This is a genomic window from Leptolyngbya sp. AN02str (genome assembly GCF_050565595.1).
Classification (GTDB): Bacteria; Cyanobacteriota; Cyanobacteriia; order Elainellales; family Elainellaceae; genus Kaiparowitsia.
This window is the reverse complement of sequence record NZ_JBNXVR010000008.1, coordinates 72481-87318: the sequence shown is the minus strand read 5'-3', so window position 1 is coordinate 87318 and position 14838 is coordinate 72481. Positions and strand designations below refer to the sequence as shown.

At 54.0% G+C, this 14838-nt stretch carries 16 protein-coding genes; 10 read left to right on the top strand and 6 right to left on the bottom strand.

Annotation, left to right across the window (positions count from 1 at the left end):
* Positions 1–24: 24 nt before the first annotated feature.
* Complete coding sequence (gene lepB / locus ACQ4M4_RS08295; RefSeq protein ID WP_430684014.1) at positions 25–666, top strand: signal peptidase I; 642 nt, start codon at positions 25–27, stop codon at positions 664–666.
* 274 nt (positions 667–940) lie between these two features.
* Here lepB and ACQ4M4_RS08290 read toward each other — a convergent pair whose 3' ends face one another.
* From ACQ4M4_RS08290 to ACQ4M4_RS08275, 4 genes are all read right to left on the bottom strand, one after another.
* Complete coding sequence (locus tag ACQ4M4_RS08290) at positions 941–2122, bottom strand: LptF/LptG family permease (RefSeq protein ID WP_430684013.1); 1182 nt, start codon at positions 2120–2122, stop codon at positions 941–943.
* Between the two features lie 104 nt (positions 2123–2226).
* Entirely contained in the window at positions 2227–2991 is a 765-nt protein-coding gene (lptB, locus tag ACQ4M4_RS08285) for an LPS export ABC transporter ATP-binding protein (protein WP_430684012.1), read from the bottom strand.
* A 214-nt stretch (positions 2992–3205) separates the two neighbouring features.
* Positions 3206–3766, bottom strand: a complete 561-nt coding sequence (locus ACQ4M4_RS08280; protein WP_430684011.1) for an LptA/OstA family protein — start codon at positions 3764–3766, stop codon at positions 3206–3208.
* Between the two features lie 207 nt (positions 3767–3973).
* On the bottom strand, positions 3974–4420 hold the full coding sequence (locus ACQ4M4_RS08275; protein WP_430684010.1) for a DUF309 domain-containing protein: 447 nt from the start codon (positions 4418–4420) through the stop codon (positions 3974–3976).
* Between the two features lie 491 nt (positions 4421–4911).
* On the opposite strand from ACQ4M4_RS08275, the gene ACQ4M4_RS08270 reads away from it, so the two are divergent.
* From ACQ4M4_RS08270 to map, 7 genes are all read left to right on the top strand, one after another.
* Positions 4912–5763: a DUF4382 domain-containing protein gene (locus ACQ4M4_RS08270; RefSeq protein WP_430684009.1), complete on the top strand. Its 852-nt coding sequence runs from the start codon at positions 4912–4914 to the stop codon at positions 5761–5763.
* Positions 5760–6233, top strand: coding sequence for a carboxypeptidase-like regulatory domain-containing protein (locus ACQ4M4_RS08265; RefSeq protein WP_430684008.1), 474 nt, complete (start codon positions 5760–5762; stop codon positions 6231–6233). The genes ACQ4M4_RS08270 and ACQ4M4_RS08265 overlap by 4 nt, the downstream gene beginning before the upstream one ends.
* Before the next feature lie 3 nt (positions 6234–6236).
* Positions 6237–6947, top strand: coding sequence for a cobalt transporter CbiM (gene cbiM, locus ACQ4M4_RS08260; RefSeq protein ID WP_430684007.1), 711 nt, complete (start codon positions 6237–6239; stop codon positions 6945–6947).
* Positions 6948–7754, top strand: coding sequence for a cobalt ECF transporter T component CbiQ (cbiQ, locus tag ACQ4M4_RS08255; protein WP_430684006.1), 807 nt, complete (start codon positions 6948–6950; stop codon positions 7752–7754). It begins immediately after the preceding gene.
* Positions 7755–7864: 110 nt separating this feature from the next.
* On the top strand, positions 7865–8608 hold the full coding sequence (locus ACQ4M4_RS08250) for an energy-coupling factor ABC transporter ATP-binding protein (RefSeq protein WP_430684005.1): 744 nt from the start codon (positions 7865–7867) through the stop codon (positions 8606–8608).
* A gap of 221 nt (positions 8609–8829) precedes the next feature.
* Positions 8830–9411 carry a biphenyl 2,3-dioxygenase gene (locus tag ACQ4M4_RS08245; RefSeq protein WP_430684004.1) on the top strand — a complete coding sequence of 194 codons (582 nt, stop codon included), beginning with the start codon at positions 8830–8832 and terminating at the stop codon, positions 9409–9411.
* Between the two features lie 278 nt (positions 9412–9689).
* The gene (map, locus tag ACQ4M4_RS08240) at positions 9690–10514 is read left to right on the top strand and encodes a type I methionyl aminopeptidase (protein ID WP_430684003.1); all 825 of its coding nucleotides are present in this window, start codon (positions 9690–9692) and stop codon (positions 10512–10514) included.
* Between the two features lie 286 nt (positions 10515–10800).
* Here map and ACQ4M4_RS08235 read toward each other — a convergent pair whose 3' ends face one another.
* On the bottom strand, positions 10801–12357 hold the full coding sequence (locus ACQ4M4_RS08235) for a hypothetical protein (protein ID WP_430684002.1): 1557 nt from the start codon (positions 12355–12357) through the stop codon (positions 10801–10803).
* A gap of 456 nt (positions 12358–12813) precedes the next feature.
* Entirely contained in the window at positions 12814–13866 is a 1053-nt protein-coding gene (gene csaB, locus ACQ4M4_RS08230) for a polysaccharide pyruvyl transferase CsaB (RefSeq protein WP_430684001.1), read from the bottom strand.
* 346 nt (positions 13867–14212) lie between these two features.
* On the opposite strand from csaB, the gene ACQ4M4_RS08225 reads away from it, so the two are divergent.
* Positions 14213–14524 (top strand): DUF2499 domain-containing protein, encoded by a 312-nt coding sequence (locus ACQ4M4_RS08225; protein WP_430684000.1) that lies wholly within the window; start codon positions 14213–14215, stop codon positions 14522–14524.
* 14 nt (positions 14525–14538) lie between these two features.
* Entirely contained in the window at positions 14539–14838 is a 300-nt protein-coding gene (locus ACQ4M4_RS08220; RefSeq protein ID WP_430683999.1) for a DUF3593 domain-containing protein, read from the top strand.

Genomic DNA, 14838 nt, shown 5'->3' with positions numbered 1-14838 from the left:
GCTTTGCACGTGTTTTGCATCCCTATGGCTACTGAACCCACCGACCTTCAAAAACCCGCTTCTACACCCGCCCCCGAAGCCAAACCCAGCTTTTGGCAATCGCAGCGCGAAAATGTTCAAATTTTGGCGATCGCGCTGTTGTTGTCTCTCTTTATTCGGACATTCATTGCTGAACCGCGCTTCATTCCGTCCGATTCCATGGTGCCAACGCTGGCCATTGGCGATCGCCTCGTAGTGGAAAAAGTATCCTATCGGCTGCACCCGCCCGAGCAAGGCGACATTATCGTGTTTGAACCGCCAGCCATCTTGCAAGACATTGGCTATGGGCAAGACCAAGCCTTTATTAAGCGCATCATAGGGCTACCCGGTCAAACAATCGCCGTGCATCAAGGCCAAGTAGTCGTCAATGGGCAAGCCATTGCAGAACCCTACATTGCCGCCCCTCCCGCCTACGAAATGCCCGCCGTCACCGTACCGGCCAACGCCTACTTTGTCATGGGCGACAATCGCAACAACAGCAACGACTCCCATGTGTGGGGCTTTTTGCCACAAGCCAATATTATTGGCAAGGCAGTGTTTCGATTTTTCCCATTGAATGAGCTGTGGGGCACTCTGCCACAAGCCCACATCTCCGCAGTAAGCCCATCCTCCACTCCCGAGGATTAATCTGGTTGTGTTTCAACGTCAGTTTCGGTTAAGGGCTTTTCTGAAGTTTGCGCGGCGCGCAAACTTCAGAAAAGCCCATTTTTGCGTGCGCAACGCGCACGCAAAAATGGGCACTTCAGCTCATCCAAAACTCAGGTTGTTTCACAGTTGTGGATGGGTGTGGTAGAAGGGCGGTGGAGTCGCCCTTCTACCACACCCATCCACATGTCTAGACATTACTGATTAATCTTTGGGCAAGCATAAAACGAGCGATCGCCCACTCAAACCCAACTCCCTAGCGCGAAGACCGCACCAACAGCAGCAAGCCCATCGTCAGGCCAAACACATTGGGCAACCACGCGCCAATCAAGGGATGCAAGTATCCCGCCTGGGCGATCGCCCCACTCATAAACGCCGACAGATAATACAAAAACACAATCAGAATGCTGATGGCAAAACCCGTTGCCCGTCCGGTGCGCCGCAACTGTAGCCCTAACGCCGCCCCCACCAAACCAAACGCCACACAAATAAACGGCAGCGAAAACTTTTGGTGAATTCGCACCCGCAGTTCTCGAATGCGCCCCTCATTGCCACTGTCTTTGATCAGGTCGTATTGCTCCATCGCTTGAGCAATGTTCATTTCGTTGTAGTCGCGGCGACGGTTTGCCAAATCCAGCGGCGTCCGGGGTAACTGTAGATTTTGCTGATCAAATTTCACAATATTGCGAAACGAACCATCCTCCGACACGACATAGATGGTGCCATCTCGAAACTGCCACAGCCCTTCTGCAATATCCCATTGGGCCGTCTTGGCACTGATGATCTGGCTTAAGCCATCCCGTGAAAAGTCCAAGATTGTTAGGCCCTGCATTTCGGTGCCATTAAACCGCTTGGCATAAAATAAGCGCGCCATGGTATTCTCGCTGCCGCCTTCGGGAGTCGCCACCGTGCGATATTCCTGATACAGAATGTCGCGCTCCTGAAAATCGGGCTTTTCGTCGCCTAGTGCCCGCTCCAATGTCGTAGAGGCCCGGTAATTGGCGGCTGGCATAATGCTTTCTTGAAACAGAAACGTGAGCCCGGTAATGACTAAGCAAAACGCCAGCGTAGGCAGCACCAATCGGTAAACGCTCACCCCGCAGCCGCGCAGTGCCACAAGCTCGCTATCGCCCGCCAGTCGGCTAAAGGTCATGAGCATGGCCAACAGCACCGACGTGGGGAAGGAGTACACAATGAACTCCGGCATTTTGAGCAGCAGCACTTCAAAGGCAATGGAAAGCGGCAACCCTTTTTCCACCACTTGATTGACCAAGTTGAACAAGCTGCCAACGGAAACGCCAACGGAGGTGAAGGCTCCCACCCCAAACAAAAAGGGAGGAATCAGTTCGGAGACGATATACCGATCCATGACAGACAGCGGCAGCCATCGGCTCCACCAGGGATAAACAGATTTTTGCAAGGAAGAACCAACACTCATGGCGCTAGGCGGCGTATCGATACAACAGTTCAAACATGGAAAACTAGAACAGGGAACAGCCAAGCGTTGGCCCATCAACCAAGCGACGAGCCGGGGGCATTGGGCTAAACTTGAAAGCTGTCTCCCAAATAGTATTGGCGAACTAAGGGGTTGGCGTATAGTTCTTCGGTGCTGCCCGAGGCCAAAATTTGACCGTCGCGCATGATGTAGGAGCGATCGGTAATGGCGAGGGTTTCGCGCACGTTGTGATCGGTGATGAGAATGCCCATGTGGCGATCGCGCAGTCCAGCAATAATCGCCTGAATTTCGGCCACGGCGATCGGGTCTACCCCAGCAAACGGCTCATCCAGCAGCAAAAATTGGGGACCTCGGGGGCCAGCCGCCAGCGCCCGTGCAATTTCGGTTCGACGACGCTCTCCACCCGATACACGAATCCCCAATGTATCTGCCACACGCTCTAACCGAAAATCTTTGAGCAAGCCATGAACGCGATCATCATGCTCATCGCGCGGAACTCCCGTCTGTTGCAAGACCAGCAAAATGTTGTCTCGAACGGTCAAATTGCGAAAAATGCTGGGTTCTTGCGCCAAGTATGCAATTCCCAACCGCGCCCGCGCTTGAATCGGCAATGCAGTAATGTCGCGCCCATCGAGCCAAACCCGGCCCTGGTTTGGCCTTTCAATTCCCGTCGCAATGTAGAAGGTGGTGGTTTTGCCTGCACCGTTTGGTCCCAACAATCCAACAATCTCACCGCGCGATACCGACAGGCTCACCCGGCTTACAACGGTACGCTTGCCATAGGATTTGTGAATGTTTTCTAGCAGGATCTTCAACGATGTACCTCGGCAGGTCGCAGGCAAAGAGAACAACGTTCATCCTATCAAGGAAGGGATGGCATCCGCACAAGCGGCCCGAACCTAGAAGGAACATCCAGGCACAGGCATCCATGATTTTGAAACGGGGATTCAAGCATCGGTGCGATCGCGCTTCCGGTATCGGCTTGCACTATCAAGCCTTCTCCCCAAAACTGGCGCTAGGTTGAATGCCTATCTTTTTAAGATTGCTGATTAAAACTTCTGAGATTTAGGGATCGCTAATGGGGTCTTTGAACGCAGGTTTGGGGTTGAAGGTGGGCTGCTGGCTGCCTGCCGAACCTGCCGGAGCATTGGGATCGGCGACTAAGTAAATCGACTCAACACGCTCTCCACGATCGGGCATTGCAATAAACCGACCTTCGTCGATGAGGTAGGTCACCACTTCGCCACGCAGACTGTTGCCCTCTTGCAGGATGTATACATCACCACTCAGCACGATGCGGCGCTCGCGGCTAAAATACTGAGCTTGCACTGCCGTTGCCTGAATTTGCCGTGCTGGATAGTCGATTCGCACATTGCCCCGTGCTGTAATCACGCCCGTGACCGAGTTCGCTTCTTGAATATCGGCTTCTAGGCGTAGAGGCTGCTGTGGGCTCGCCGTTTGAGCGGTGGCCTGACGCTGAAGCGGGGTCGGCATCAACATAGTGAGCAAGGTTATGGCCACAGTACCAGCGATCGCCCGTCGATAGCGAACTTGCCAAGCTTGGGCCAGTGGGTGTGCAGGGCGATCGCTCCAGCGAGCCAATCGGTTGAATCGAGAAAATTCCATAAACTTGCAGGAGAGCGACAAGCGCCCTAAATGGATGGATGTGGCCGATAAGCCTCAGAGAAGAAGCTCAGCCTACCAGCCTCATATTACACGGGGATGGAAGCAACGAGCCGTAGATTTTTTGACGAGCGATCGCCCCTCAAGTTCCGCCACATTCACATCCACAATCAAATCAGCAAGGTCAACATGCGTGAGAATCAAGCGGTTTTAAGATTCAGTTCGTTGACGAATTAGGGGAAGAGACGGCAACACTGTTTTTTCCATCAGTGCATGAACCCTCTCTTCATCCATCGGTTCTCCAGTCAAGTATTGCCACAAGGCGATCGCATCCTCAGGGCCAGTTTGCTGCAATGCCTGCATCAGGTACGATCCCTCCTCCAGCAGCAAATCCAAATCAATATTGGCCAGCCCCGCATCAATCCGTCGCAGTCGATTCATCCCCTCTCCTAGTAAAATGACTGCCCCACGCCAATTGCCATTGCCCAAATGGTAGAGCGCCACCGCCATTTGCAAAATCCCTTGATAGAGTGTTCGCTGCGGCTCTAGGGCTTCAATCCAAATGGCCTCTAGCGTATCGTGGCAGGCATAATACTGCCGTTGGTTAAACTCATCTACACCCACCCAAAATTCGGGGGCTACCGATTCTTCAGCCATATGCACCGCTTCTCGGTCAAGTCCGCGATAATCATGCCACGCTCAGCCTTCAATACCAACCCTTATCAACCCTCTCAGCCGCCACTAGTCCATACATCTAGACCATACGTATGGTCAAGGAGCGCAGGAGCATCTAGGCTTACGCATCCCAGAACAAGGGCGATCGCACGCATATCTGGCAAATTCAGCCTTCGAGTCTTGTTAAATCCTCCTTAAGTTGGAGCAGATATCCCCCCCGCCAGCATTGAATTCTAAAGGTGAGGCCCCTTTACTGAAAAGGAAGCAGTAACAGCCCCGTTCATTTAGGCTGAGTCTAGCGGTGTATTCCACTGCTCGCTGCTTACCCGGCGAACGTTCCTGGCTCTGGCTTGTCCTTCGTTTCTTGCCCACACAACGCTTAGCCAGTCCCTCGTCTTGATGCAGTTCGGTTCAGTCTATCGGTCACGGATCCCAACGTGCTGTTTTGGATCTTTACAACAGAGCAAAGCATTATGAAACAATCATTGATCGCCCTTGCAACGGCATCCCTCTTGGGCGTCACGCTGCTACAGAGCTGCGCCAACCCTACCTCCCCACAAGCCGATGCCCCCACCACCGACACCACCAGTGCTTCGGGTAAGCCTGGCAAACTTCAGCTCCGAGCCAATGGCGAAGACTTTGTTCGCCAAGGTTTCGTGTCCAAAGATGGTTGGGAAGTTAGTTTTGACCATGTGTACGTCAACCTGGCCGAAGTGATGGCCTACCAAACCGACCCCCCGTTTGATGCAACAGCAGAAGCCGAGCTAGAACCCAAGCAGGAAGTTGTGTTGGTGGATGCCAAATCCGTTGACCTTGCCGAGGGAGACGAAACGGCTGACCCCGTTTTAGTTGCGGAGGTGGATGCCCCGCCCGGGCGGTACAACGCCTTGTCGTGGAGAATGGTGAAGACCGAAGGGGAGGAGCTAAATACTTACCCGGTCGCGCTACAAGGCACCGCAACCCGATCAGGAGAGACGGTGAACTTTACCCTGCGGATGGATCAGGAACTGGCCTTTGTCTGCGGCGACTTTGTTGGCGATGAGCGCAAAGGGATTGTCGCGGAGGATGCTACCGCCGATTTGGAAGCTACGTTCCACTTCGACCACTTATTTGGAGATGCTGAAACTGCCCCAGAGGATGCCCTCAACACGGGAGCGCTGGGATTTGATCCATTAGCGGCGATCGCCCAAAATGGTGAGCTGGATGTCGATATGGCCGAGCTGCAATCTCAACTATCCGATGCAGACTACACACGCTTACTCGAAGTGTTGCCCTCGCTTGGGCATGTCGGGGAAGGACATTGTCAGGAGACCTCGTTGACATGATGAATGGGTGGTACATTGCTCCGGCAACTGCCATGGGACTGTTGGCCCTGGCGTTGGGCATACCCCAGCGGGCGATCGCTCACGGCATTCAAGTCAGCCATCAAATCACCCAAGCCGTGCAAATCGAGGCCATCTATGACACCGGCGAACCCATGGTTAACGCCCAGGTTGCCGTTTTTGCGCCCAGCGATCCCAGCCAGCCCTGGCTCACCGGTCAAACCAACGACCAGGGCAACTTTGTCTTTACACCCGATGCGGCACAGCCCGGCTCTTGGGAGGTGCAGGTTCGGCAAGCCGGACACGGCCAAATCGTCAGCTTTAGCACAGCAGAGGACAGGGTAGCAGCAGCGGCCACCGCTGGTAGTACCGAAGAACCGGGCTTCACAGTGCTACAAACCAGCCTAATGATGGGCTCGGTCATTTGGGGGTGTGTTGGCACCGCACTCTTTTTTTCACGAGGAAAGCGATAGTTCATGCATTTGCCCGATGGTTTCCTTCCCGCTCCACTGTGTATTGGTGGCTATGGCCTCACAGGTCTAGCAACCTGGTACTCGTTGCGGCACATTCACCGCCGTTCCAACCCTACGGAAGATATTCCCAAGGCGTCTTTATTAACTGCGGCCTTTTTCGTGGCATCTTCTATCTACATTCCCATTCCCCCAACGAGCGTGCACTTGGTGCTCAATGGTCTGTTGGGAACCGTGTTGGGATGGTACGCCTTTCCGGCAATTCTGATTGGGCTGTTCTTTCAAGCGGTGATGTTTGGCCATGGCGGTCTAACGACTCTGGGCGCAAATGCAGTCATGATGGGCCTTCCAGCGCTGTTAGCCGGGGGAGTCTTTCGTGGCTATCCCTATCTACAGCGCTGGCTCAAGCCTCGAGTGGCGATCGCCCTATCGGCCTTTATGGCAGGGGCCGTGGGCTTGGGCTTGGCCTTGATCATCTTTATTGGACTCACAATTGTCTTTATTCCTCAAGGGTTTGATGCTGCAACCGAGCGCACTGCGATTTACGCGCTGGTGATTGCCCATGGGCCACTCCTAATTCTGGAGGGGGTGTTTACTGCGGCGTTGGTCCTGTTTTTACAGCGGGTCAAGCCCGAAATGATGCGCCACGCCGCGTCACGCCAAGCATCCCCCCCCACTCCCATTCACACCCACCACCAGCCCCCGCGAGATCTGTAAATGAACGTTGCCCTCGATGAATATGCCAATTTAGAATCCCCCCTGCACCGCTGGTATCCCAAATACAAGCTGATCGGGCTGTTGGCGCTGGTGTTTGCCTTTGCCTTTGTCACCGATTTGCGGCTGCTTGTGCCGATGGTCATCATTACCGTGGTGGTGTACGGGCTGTCGGGTTTGCCGCTGCGTTTTTTAGGCCAACGGTTGAAGTATCCTGGTTGGTTTTTGTTAGGAGTGGTGGTGCTGCTCCCGTTTCTGTCGGGTTCGACGGTGCTTTGGCAGTGGGGATGGCTAACGCTGCGCCGCGAGGGGGTGCTGGCGATGGTGCTGGTGGTCAGTCGGTTCCTTTCGATTTTGACGCTGAGCTTGGTGCTGGTGGGCACTACACCGTTTTTGACTACGGTGCAAACGATGCGATCGCTCGGGTTGCCTGCCATTTTGTCGGATATGACGCTGCTCTCCTATCGCTACTTATTTGAAATTGCGGCCAATTTGAGTCAAATGCAGCAGGCTATGCGACTACGTGGCTTTCGCAGCCAGCCATCGCGCTGCTGGTTTCTGCCCAGCTTGCCCGATATTCGTCGATTGGTGGCCCTCACAGGGACCCTGCTCATTCGCAGCTACGAACAATCGGAGCGCATTTACAAAGCGATGCGGCTACGTGGCTATGGCGATCGCGCGATGGCATTGGGTCGCAGCCAGCGTCGCCTCAACCGCAGCCTAGGATGGGATCAAGCCGGGTTGGCGATCGCGCTGTTCACTGCGATTGCCCTTGTTTTAGCCAACACCCTGCTCATCTCCGCTGCTTGAAGTGATCTGCATCTTAAATTTATTTGGGGCTTTCCCTGTCCCTTTAGGCTTTTTCCCTATCATTCACGCTATTCATGTCGAAGGTCTCCCCAGTGAACGCAATCAACGCTATGGCAAAACCGATCCTCACCATCACGGATCTGTCGTTTTCCTATCCGGATCAGCCAGATGTGCTGCAAGAGTTTGACTTGGAGATTCACCGTGGCGATCGCGTCGGCATTGTTGGCAACAACGGCTGTGGTAAAACGACGCTGTTTTTGCTCGCCTGTGGCTGTCTTACCCCTTCGGCAGGTCACATTGCGCTTATGGGCGAACCCATTCAGCCGGGCCAGTTTCACCCCCAAGTGGGCATGGTGTTCCAAAACCCCGATGACCAACTGATTTCTGCATCGGTTTGGGAAGATGTGGCCTTTGGGCTGGAAAATATGGGACTTTCCCTCGATGATGTTGACCGTCGGGTGGCCGAAGCGCTGATGTTGCTAGGTGTGCAAGATTTGGCCCATCGGCCACCGCATCACCTATCAGGTGGCCAAAAGCGCATGGTAGCGATCGCTGGAGTCATGGCCATGCGTCCCCAACTGGTGATTTATGACGAACCTAGTGCCAATTTAGACTTGCGATCGCGGCGACGACTCATCCAGTTTTTACGCCAGTCGCAGGAAACTTTGCTGATTGCCTCCCACGATCTGGAGTTTGTATTGGAAGTGTGCAACCGCGTCGTGCTTATCGATCAGGGTCGCGTCATGGCCGATGGCAGTCCCCGTCACATTCTTGGAAATACTGCCCTCATGGAAGCTCACGGCTTGGAGGTGCCCTATTCCCTCTCTAGCTCGGTCAACCTGTCGGCTTACTAGGGTCTACCTTCGCAGATTCCAGTCGCAGACTCCATCTGTTAACGTCAGTTTCGGTTAAGAGCTTTTCTGAGGGTTGCGCGACGCGCAACCCTCAGAAAAGCTCTTTTTTGCGTGCCCGTCGCGCACGCAAAAATGGGCGCTTCAGCTGATCCAAAACTCAGGTTACTCTACCGTTCGCTATCAGGTGTAGAGTAGGAAGCATTCATTTTGCGTGCGGCTGTTTGCATCCCGGAATTTGGCGATCGCAGAAGAGAGCAACTCGTCCAGAGCACAGAACCACCGTTGATGCAACGGATGACGCAACAGAGCGCGATCGCATCGACAGGAGGCCAATGATGGAAAATATTGCTCGTCGTTTTGTCACCACCCTGGCCATTGGGGTGGGGATGGGGCTGTGGTTGTGGCTTGGATTTCCGTCCGTCGCAGCAGCGATCGCCAGTCCGGCCAACCAAGGTATGGTTACTGAAGTATCCGTTCACTTAGGAACCCCAGCCGGAGAACTCACGTTTGTCCCCGATCACTTACAATTTGAGGCTGGCAAACGCTACAAGCTCATCCTCGACAACCCCAGCCCCGAAAAGCACTACTTTACCGCCAAAGATTTTGCCGATGGCATTTGGACTCAAAAAGTAGAAGCCGGAAAAGTAGAAGTGAAAGGGGCCATTCATGAGCTAGAGCTAAAGCCAGGAGCCCTCGCCGAATGGGTCTTTGTGCCAGAGCGCAGCGGAACATACCCCTTGCGCTGCACCATTGCTGGCCACACCGAAGCCGGAATGGTTGGAGAAATTGCGATCGCCCCCTAGAGCCGCCACTCCTCATTCCATGCTGACATACGTTACCTTATAGGAACGTGCATCCACCCCAGGAATTAAGCCAAGGTCGCCAAGGTCACCACGGAGTTTGGATGGCCTAGTTGCCATATTCCGGTTAACATCTCAATCCATGCCTTGCTCTAGTTCCGCGTCAAGTCCCAGTCCCGCGTCAACCGTTCAGTCTGCAATTGTTGAGTGGGAACCAGTTGGCTTGCGGTCACCAAGGTTAATCTTTTAATTCACCATCGCCCACCTTACAACGCACAACCATGAATTTTCTCAGCAACCTGATCCCCAAAGTAGCGCCCGCCCCCGTGGTGACCAATCGCGGTCGCGGAATTTACATCAAGTCCGCTGAGGAAATCGCCATCATGCGGCAATCGGCAAAAATTGTTGCCACCGTACTGAAGGAAATTTCGGAACTGGTGGAACCCGGCATGACCACTGCCGACCTCGATGCCCACGCCGAAAAGCGCATCCGAGAAATGGGCGCAACCCCTAGCTTCAAGGGGTATCACGGCTTTCCAGGCTCCATTTGTGCCAGCATCAACAACGAAGTCGTGCATGGCATTCCCGGACGCAAGCAAATTCATCAAGGCGATGTGCTGAAGGTCGATACAGGAGCCTACTTCGATGGATTTCACGGCGACTCGTGCATCACCATTGCCGTGGGCCAAGTTACCGACGAGGCCGCACGCCTCATTCAAGTGGCGGAAGAAGCGTTGTATAAGGGCATTGAACAGGTTAAGGCTGGCAATACTCTGATGGATATTGCCGCCGCCATCGAAGATCACGTCAAACCCAGCGGCTTTACCATTGTGGAAGATTACACGGGCCATGGCGTCGGCCGAAATCTACACGAAGAGCCCTCTGTGTTCAACTACCGCACCTTTGAGCTACCCAATGTCAAGCTACGTGCCGGTATGACTTTGGCGATCGAACCCATTGTGAATATGGGCAGCAAGATTACCCGCACACTGAGCGATCGCTGGACGGTTGTGACGGTTGATCGCAAGCTCTCGGCTCAGTTTGAGCACACCGTATTGGTAACAGAAACTGGATACGAAATTTTGACCGATCGCACAACTGTCTAGTCAAAAACTTGTGCAGCTCCGATAGCCGTTCAAGCCGTGCAATTAGTGAGCCCTCATGAAATGACAGAACGCGTCATCTCATGAGGGCTCATTGCATAGTGCAAATTGTGGATTAACGTCAGTTTCAGTTAAGGGCTTTTCTGAGGGTTGCGCGACGCGCAACCCTCAGAAAAGCCCATTTTTGCGTGCGCGTCGCGCACGCAAAAATGGGCACTTCAGCTTATACAAAACTCAGGGTGTATTAGGGTATATCCAGGCTTTGGCCAACGATGAGCCACCCTATCCGCTACTTACGCGGAAACGTGGGCAAATCTACCGCAGCTAATGAAGCAATTTTGCGGGTGGGCCGCTGGGGATACACGATGGGAGAAGGAGAGCTGCCCTCCGATGCGATCGGCACGGGAGGCTGAGCATTGGCATGGGCTGGAGCCGGTCGAGACTGGGGCGACTCCATCGGCATCGACAGCGGCATCCGCGCCACCTTTTGCGGCGGTGTGTCCACGCCAAACCGCAACGGTGGAATGGAGGATGGGCGATCGGACGGTTTGCTAATGGGCTGTTCAACAGCTTCCACAGTCTCTTCGGTAGGCATATCCACCAACTTCGACAAATCTTGCCACAGGTTTTCGCGGGTGGTGCCGCTCTTTTCAGCGCCGGGTGGATCTTGCAACAAGCTATCCAGCACCGACTTCAGCTCAGCCGCAGCAGACTGCACTGCTTCCGCAACGTCTTCTTCTTCCCCCGCCACATCATAGGCATCATAGGCCATTGCATCGTACCCAACCGGAGCGATCGCCTCTTGGCTCTTGCTCGGTACGGGTGGCGTTGGGCTGATCTCCTCCGCCGCTGGCTGATTCACCAGCGCATCCAGCTTCGATGGCACCTGAGAGCCACCTGCCTGAGTTGACCACGGCTGAATCGTTTGCAGCTTGGGCGAAAGCGGCTGGGTGACAGGCAGCACACCCTCTACCGTACCGCCATCAAACGGTGGTGTTGCCACCTCAAGACATCGCTCCAGCGCCGCCTTAAACTGTAGGGTATACCGCTGCTGCCGCTGCAAGCGAACCTGCAAATCGCGACACAGCGTTTCGCTGTGAGCCAGCACATGGGCTTGCTCCTGGTTTTGGGTTTGCAGGGCTGTATAGTCTTGCTCAAGCCGAATCAGGCGCTCCTGGCTGCTAGTCACCTGATTGGTCAAGGTTTCAATCAGTTCTTGCTGGCGCTGATTCACTTGGTGAGAGCTTTCCAATTCCTGAAAAAGCTGTGTTAGCTGCTGCTGAGTGGTCACAAGTTCGCCTAAGTCGGCCTGCTGGGTTGCCGCTTGCCCCGCCTGCAAAGCTTGTTGGCTCTGGTCGAGTGCTTCTTCCAGCAGCGACACGCGATCTAACAGCGCACTATTGCACTGATTCAACTCTTGAATCAGGCTCACCAGTTCAGAAATATTGAACTGCCCAGACTCTACCTCGGCGACATCTACAGGTGCCGTGACAGAAGGGTTTGCGGAAGAGTTAGCGGCGGGTGCCGGTGGAATCGTGCGCACAGACCAATCCGGCAAATCCACTGGATTGGTCGATGGTTTGCCTTGAGCTTGGTGCGGGGCAGAAGTGTTTGAAGATCCTTGCGCCTTGGTGCCCTGCCGTTCCAATGCCTCCATCGGAATTGCATTGGGAAAATCGACCGTTTGCCAACCGGGCCACACTTCGGCAGGCTGCCCCTCTGCGGTGGGATTTGCGTCTGATTCGGGTGGTTGCAAAAACTCTTCCCAGCCTGCGAACCACGAGGAAGGTGGGTTGGGCTGTTGAGGAGTACCTTGCGGATTGTCGGCAGAATGGTTATCAGTCATGGTGATGTGCAGCTATTTGCAAGAGGGGCCTATTAACCAGTTCACATATTAACGAGGTCAGTTCACTCGGTCATCTATTCAGCAGTTCACTCAAGGAGGTGCTTAATCAGGAATTTACTGGGCGTGGTAGCTCGACCGATAAAACCCATCAACGTGGCATGAATATAGATTTGAAATTGCCATTCAATATAGTTCAACAACTGCGAATCGCAACATGGAATATTGAGATTCGGAGCAATTTCTTACATTTTTTAGGATAAGGATGAGCAGAATGGCGCGATCGCCCGCAGTTCAACTAATACATCTGCTCTCGTTTCTACCCGTTCAACACTAGTTGTTGAATGCTGCACCTGCTTCTAGCTTAACGGTTGCATCCATTGCCTGAGCAAATGGTTAAATGGTTGGCCAATTGGCGACTGATTGGCAACTGATTGGCAACTTAAATTCCAGCAGCATTTACCCACTGGATGCAGCCAGCAGCGCAGTTTCCAACAATTCCTGATGAGCATAGGCCCGATCTTGAACCGCTTGAATTTGATTTTTCGATAGCGGATCGCCGTTGGCGTAGTGGTCAATCCAGGTTTTGCCCATGGCGATCGCATCCTCGGGTATGTCTTCTAGCAACCAACCGGGAATGTCGAAATCCTGCATCAGTTGGGTAACTTTTGGATCGTAGCTAATGGCAAAGCATCGGCATTCCGCGGAGGCCGCCATAATTAATCCATGCAGCCGCATGGCGATCGCCATTTCCACTCCTTGAAACACACCTTTGAGCTGATAGGGGCTGCGGAGTTGAACGATGTGGCTAGCGTTGGGCAAGCGCCCATGAATCGACTTGGCAATGTCAAGATCTTGATGCAGATGAAACGGAATCAGTAATAGATAGGTTTGCGTGGCGGTTTGAAAATCCACCAACGCCTGGATCACCCTATCCAGCCGCTCTGGAGTGAGCAGGGGATGAGGACGTAGCACAACCGCCACCCGAGGTGCGGGCATGTCCCACAATCCCGGCATGGGTTCTCCCTGAAGCGCCCATACGGGATCGGGCGCGAGGGTAAAGGGCAGCTTCCACTGGTTGACCAGCTGAGCAGAGGCGCGATCGCGCACGCTAATCGCCGTACATCCCGAAAAGGTTCGTTGGGCAAGCCACTGGGTAGTGCGACGATGCAGCGGGCCAATTCCCTGGCCCCAGGCGATCGTTTTTAGCCCCATGCGCTGGGCCAGCTCCATTAACCCGGCGTAGTACACGGGGCTAAGGGCGCTGGTGGCATCTTGAATTAGGCTACCGCCACCCCAAATAAACGCATCGGACTGGCGGAAGGCGTTGACAATGGCTGAAAACGAGTTGCGATCGCACGCTTGGACTTGGTAATCCCGTTCCGTTTGGGCAGGGTTGCCAGAAAGCACCACAGGTTCCACATGGGCAGGCAGCATTTGTAACAGCGTTGCCAGCAGTGCCTCGTCGCCTCCGTTGCCCATGCCGTAATAGCCACACAAAACCGCGCGCATCAATGCCTACACCATTTCACAAACCATGCATCCCTAACAATAAACGAGGAATGCTCACCGAGCGTCAAGAAATCTCAAACTCCCTTTGTGGCAATCTGCCTCATGCGCGCTGGCGGCGGAACCGCATCGAACAATTGAACTGACGTAGGATTAACCTGAGTGTTGGATCAGCTGAAGTGCCCGCAGAAAAGCCCATTGTTGCGTGCGCGTCACACAGGCAACAACGGGCTTTTCTAAGGTTCGCGGGATGCGCGAACCTTAGAAAAGCCCTTAACCGAAACTGACGTTAGTATTAGATGTTGTGTTCGTCCTTCATTCTTCGCGGAATTCGCATTCCGTTGTGTCTATGAATGTCCTTTCAATTCCCACCTGGGTGATCCATATTTCAAGTGTGATTGAGTGGATAGCCGCAATTTGGTTGGTGTGGCAATTTGCCGAGGTGATCAAAAATCCAGCCTGGCGATCGCTCTCCTTTGGGATGTTGCCGGCCCTGGTGAGCGCCATGTGTGCCTGCACCTGGCATTTTTTTGACAATGAGCCGTCGCTAGCCTGGTTAGTCACGGTACAAGCCGCCATGACCATGGTTGGCAACGGCACGCTGTGCATTGCTGCTTGGTGGATTTGGCGATCGCAACAGACCGTCACACCCAATTCATAACGGCAATCTCCCCCATGTTTTCCAAAGAATCGCTCTTTGCCTTCTCCCTATTTCCCTATTTGGGGTTTCTCTGGTTTCTCACCCGCACCAAGCAAACGCCCCGTCTAGCGCTGATTGGCTTTTACATGACGTTGGTGTTCGTTGCGGTGACCATTCCCGCAGGCATCTACGCCAAAGTTGCCTATGGCGAGGAATTGGCCAATGTTGACGCACTGCACGGTGGCGCAGAATTTTTCCTCACCCTAGCCAATATTTTGGTGGTGCTCGGCTTTCGAGAGGCCATTCAGCAAAAGGCCGATCAACCCAAATCCTGA

Coding starts and splice junctions, on each gene's coding strand:
- ACQ4M4_RS08280 (WP_430684011.1), bottom strand. CDS start 3,766: ATGGAATTTTCTCGATTCAACCGATTGGCTCGCTGGAGCGATCGCCCT.
- ACQ4M4_RS08275 (WP_430684010.1), bottom strand. CDS start 4,420: ATGGCTGAAGAATCGGTAGCCCCCGAATTTTGGGTGGGTGTAGATGAG.
- ACQ4M4_RS08250 (WP_430684005.1), top strand. CDS start 7,865: ATGGCAAAACCGATCCTCACCATCACGGATCTGTCGTTTTCCTATCCG.
- lepB (WP_430684014.1), top strand. CDS start 25: ATGGCTACTGAACCCACCGACCTTCAAAAACCCGCTTCTACACCCGCC.
- ACQ4M4_RS08265 (WP_430684008.1), top strand. CDS start 5,760: ATGATGAATGGGTGGTACATTGCTCCGGCAACTGCCATGGGACTGTTG.
- cbiM (WP_430684007.1), top strand. CDS start 6,237: ATGCATTTGCCCGATGGTTTCCTTCCCGCTCCACTGTGTATTGGTGGC.
- ACQ4M4_RS08220 (WP_430683999.1), top strand. CDS start 14,539: ATGTTTTCCAAAGAATCGCTCTTTGCCTTCTCCCTATTTCCCTATTTG.
- ACQ4M4_RS08235 (WP_430684002.1), bottom strand. CDS start 12,357: ATGACTGATAACCATTCTGCCGACAATCCGCAAGGTACTCCTCAACAG.
- map (WP_430684003.1), top strand. CDS start 9,690: ATGAATTTTCTCAGCAACCTGATCCCCAAAGTAGCGCCCGCCCCCGTG.
- ACQ4M4_RS08290 (WP_430684013.1), bottom strand. CDS start 2,122: ATGAGTGTTGGTTCTTCCTTGCAAAAATCTGTTTATCCCTGGTGGAGC.
- cbiQ (WP_430684006.1), top strand. CDS start 6,948: ATGAACGTTGCCCTCGATGAATATGCCAATTTAGAATCCCCCCTGCAC.
- ACQ4M4_RS08225 (WP_430684000.1), top strand. CDS start 14,213: ATGAATGTCCTTTCAATTCCCACCTGGGTGATCCATATTTCAAGTGTG.
- csaB (WP_430684001.1), bottom strand. CDS start 13,866: ATGCGCGCGGTTTTGTGTGGCTATTACGGCATGGGCAACGGAGGCGAC.
- ACQ4M4_RS08270 (WP_430684009.1), top strand. CDS start 4,912: ATGAAACAATCATTGATCGCCCTTGCAACGGCATCCCTCTTGGGCGTC.